Genomic DNA, 3,640 nt, shown 5'->3' with positions numbered 1-3,640 from the left:
TCTGGCTGGAATACATAGTAGATTCTGCCAGGCTGTGCAAAGAACAGGGCCTCTACACAGTGGTGGTGACCAATGGATACATTACCCCTAAAGGCCTGGATGCCATTGGGCCCTATCTGGATGTCTACCGGGTAGACCTGAAGGGCTTCACCGATGAGGTGTATCGCAAACTGGCCAAAGTAAAAAGTTTCCAGCCGGTTCTGGAATCCACCATCAGGGCCAAAGAGAAGTGGGGCTGCCACGTAGAAGTGGTGACCAATGTCATTCCTACCTTAAATGATGACCAGGCTCAATTAGAAGGGATTGCCAGTTGGATAAGGGATAAGCTGGGGCCAAAGACGCCCTGGCATGTCACCCGTTTTGTCCCTTACCTGGAGCTCTCCTACCTTAATCCGACTCCCGTCAGTACTCTGGAAAAGGCCAGGCAAATTGGAAACTCGGAAGGGCTGGAGTTTGTCTATGTGGGCAATGTTTATGGTCATGAGGGAGAAAATACCTACTGCCCTGGTTGCCATAGGATGCTTATCCACAGGATTGGCTATACTATAGGCAAGTACGATGTAGTCAAGGGAAAGTGTCCCCACGACGGGACGGATCTGAACGTAATTGAGGGCTGAGGGCTGAGAGGCGATAGCGATAAGGCAGGCTGATGAAAACTCTCTCAGGCTGTGATACGATGCCTTTATATTTGATGAACAGGAAATATGCCTGGCAACTAGCTTGCCAAAGAGTAAGCGATTTTTTATCAAGCTCAGGTGGGCAGGAGAACCAGGGCATTACCAGACAAAGAGGGTGTCCAAAAACTAAGGGCATTTTGCCCAAGGTGGGGAATTACTCCTACATGAGATCTGATTTTGAGGTCAATGTGGGAAGTTTTATGCGAAATTAGCTCCTTTTTAGGCGCGAAGTGGGAGATGAGTTTTTGAAATTGGAGTTTTTAGACAGCCTCACAATTTGCAACTGCCCTAAAAGAGGCCATGGGAGGAGAGGGTAAGTGAAGATATCTATTCTGGGTGGTGGAGGAACCAGGACACCCCTTCTACTAAAGGGGCTTTTGTCTCTGGAGGAAGAGCTTGAACTGGAAGAGCTTTCTTTTATGGATATGGATGAGCAAAGATTGCTTCTTGTGAAGAGGGTGTTGGATGAGATAGCCAGGGAAGGGAAGGGAAAGCTAAGATTAACTTACACTCAGGATATAAGGGAGAGCATAAGAGAGGCATCCTTTGTTATCTGTGCTATCAGGGTTGGGGGGGAGAGATTAAGGATTATTGATGAGAGAGTACCTTTAAGATTTGGCGTCTTTGGGCAGGAGACCACCGGTCCCGGTGGTTTTTCCATGGCCGTTAGAACTATACCCCGGGTATGGGAGATAACCAATCTTTTGGCCGAGGTGAATCCCAAAGCCTGGTTTATAAACTTTACCAATCCTTCTGGAGTGGTAACCCAGGCTATCCTGGGATACTCTTCTTTAAAGAAGGTAGTGGGAATATGCGATGCCCCCTCTTCTATCCACAAGGTGATTGCTCAATTTTTAAACAAAAAAGAAGAAGAGGTGTTTACCGATTATTTTGGCTTAAACCATTTTGGCTGGATAAAGGGAGTCTACGTAGATGGAGAGGATGTCTTACCTTCTATCCTGGAGTTAATTAAGGACCTGCCCGACTTTGAGAGAATAACCAGGTTTCCCGGTGAATTTTCGGCTCTAATCAAGATGTTTCCTAACCCCTATCTTTACTATTACTATTTTAAGGAAGAGGCAACCAAAGACCTTCTTAGAGCAGAAAGGACCAGGGGGGAAATAGTTGAGGAGATGAATGCTAAATTATTCCATTCCTTAAGGGAAGGAAGCAATCCTCTCTCCATCTACCTGGATTATATAAAAGAGCGGGAGGCCTCCTTCATGCCTGGAAGGCTAAAGGGAATAGCTCTTGCCGAAGGAGAAGGGTATATAGATGTTGCCTTAAAGGTGATAAAAGGGCTGGCTAAGGGTGATGCAGAGGTGGCCATCGTAAACACCAGAAACCTTACCGCCATATCCCGCTTAGAAGAAGACGATGTAGTGGAGGTGCCTACCCTCTTTAGAAAGGATTTTCTGAGACCCCTTAGCGCAGGCAAAATACCTGCGGAGAGCCTTGCTATGCTGAAGCAGTTGAAGGAATACGAAAGGCTTCTTATAGAGGGAGTGGCCACTTCTTCTTACTCTACTTTACTTCACGCCCTGACCTTAAATCCTTGGGTACCCTCCTATCATATAGCTAAAAAGATTTTAGACGCCTTTATAGAAGAGGAGCAAGAGTATTTTCCCCATCCAGGATAGCTAAACTCCCCTTTAAGTATGGTAGGGCAAGACAAAGCAAGAGCACCTTAAGATAAGACAAGATTTTGTGTTGCAAGGAATCGCCCATGCGCCGCGGCGCACCACGTCGCATGAAAATTGGGTTATTTTCAAGGGAGGCAATATGACTACTTTTAAAAAAGTCGCTTACAGCTTAGGGAGCCTGGGGGCATCTTTACCCGCCCAGGTCTTTTCCACCTGGGTTATCTTCTTTTATGTGGATCGATTAAAGTTGCCCGCTGCCTGGATGGCTTTAGCCTGGCTGTTTTATGGCATCTGGAATGCTTTGAATGACCCCCTCTTTGGTTATTTCTCTGATCGGACCAAAAGCAGGTGGGGCCGGAGGATTCCCTATATCCTCTTTGGAACCATACCTTTGGCCCTGGTCTTTTACCTCATCTGGATCCCCCCTTTTACGGCCGCTAATCTGCTTTATCTTTTCCTGTACATGGTGCTTATTATCTTCCTCTATGATTCTTTATATACCTTAGTTATCCTTAACTGGACTGCCCTTTACCCGGAGATGTTTCCTACCCTTAAGGACCGAGCCTCAGTGTCAGCCCTGCGTCAGGTCTTCGGCCTGGTGGGGGTAATCGGAGGTGTTGCCTTAGCTCCTTTGGTGTATGGCAGTCTGGGATGGCCAGCTATGGGTCTAATATTTGGGACTATCACTGCTTTTTCCTTTTTCATCTCTCTTTTAGGCTCTAAGGAACGCCCGGGGTATATTGGTGAGCCGTTAAACATCCTTCCGGCCTTAAAATTCACCCTGTTAAATCGGTCCTTCCTCACCTATGTCCTGTATAGCCTGCTGGTTCAATTCACCTTTGTTTTAATTATGGCTTCCATACCCTTTTATACCAAATATGTCCTCGGGTTGGGAGAGATGGAAACTTCCCTCCTTTTTCTCTCTTGTTTTTTGGTAGCCCTGATATCCCTCTACCCCTGGTCTAAGGTGACGGTCAGACTGGGAGCCCGGCAGGTGGCAATAGCTGCCGCTATCCTGTTTGGTTTGTCCCTTATCCCTACCGCTTTTGTCTCTACCTTCCTTAGCGGGGTCGTGTTCTTCGCCTTTATTGGTATAGGCCTGGGAGGTTTAATCCTTATACTGGACGTCCTTCTGGCTCAAGTAATAGATGAAGATAAGATAAAAACAGGAGTTAGAAGGGAGGGTGTGTATTTTGGAGTGCACGCCCTCTTCATCCGTTTAGGAATCTCTCTTCAGGGATTGACTATGGGACTTGTTCTTACGAGATCTGGTTATGATGCCCAACTCTTGATTCAACCTGCCTCAGCTCTTCTGGGCCT

Annotated in this window: 3 protein-coding genes; all 3 read left to right on the top strand. The window is 46.8% G+C overall.

Going from position 1 to position 3,640, the window contains the following annotated elements; genetic code table 11:
* Nucleotides 1–617, top strand: a 617-nt coding sequence (locus HW443_RS09860; protein ID WP_176238126.1) for a radical SAM protein, incomplete at its 5' end; no start/stop codon positions are given.
* A 377-nt stretch (nt 618–994) separates the two neighbouring features.
* A complete protein-coding gene (locus HW443_RS09855; protein ID WP_176231031.1) occupies nt 995–2,317 on the top strand; it encodes a family 4 glycosyl hydrolase in 1,323 nt (440 codons plus the stop codon).
* A 67-nt stretch (nt 2,318–2,384) separates the two neighbouring features.
* On the top strand, nt 2,385–3,640 hold a 1,256-nt coding region (locus tag HW443_RS09850; RefSeq protein ID WP_176238125.1), incomplete at its 3' end, for an MFS transporter.

This window comes from Candidatus Hakubella thermalkaliphila (genome assembly GCF_013281975.1).
Taxonomy (GTDB): Bacteria; Actinomycetota; Humimicrobiia; order Hakubellales; family Hakubellaceae; genus Hakubella; species Hakubella thermalkaliphila.
The sequence above is the reverse complement of the archived record's forward strand: the minus strand, read 5'-3'. Positions and strand labels throughout refer to the sequence as shown.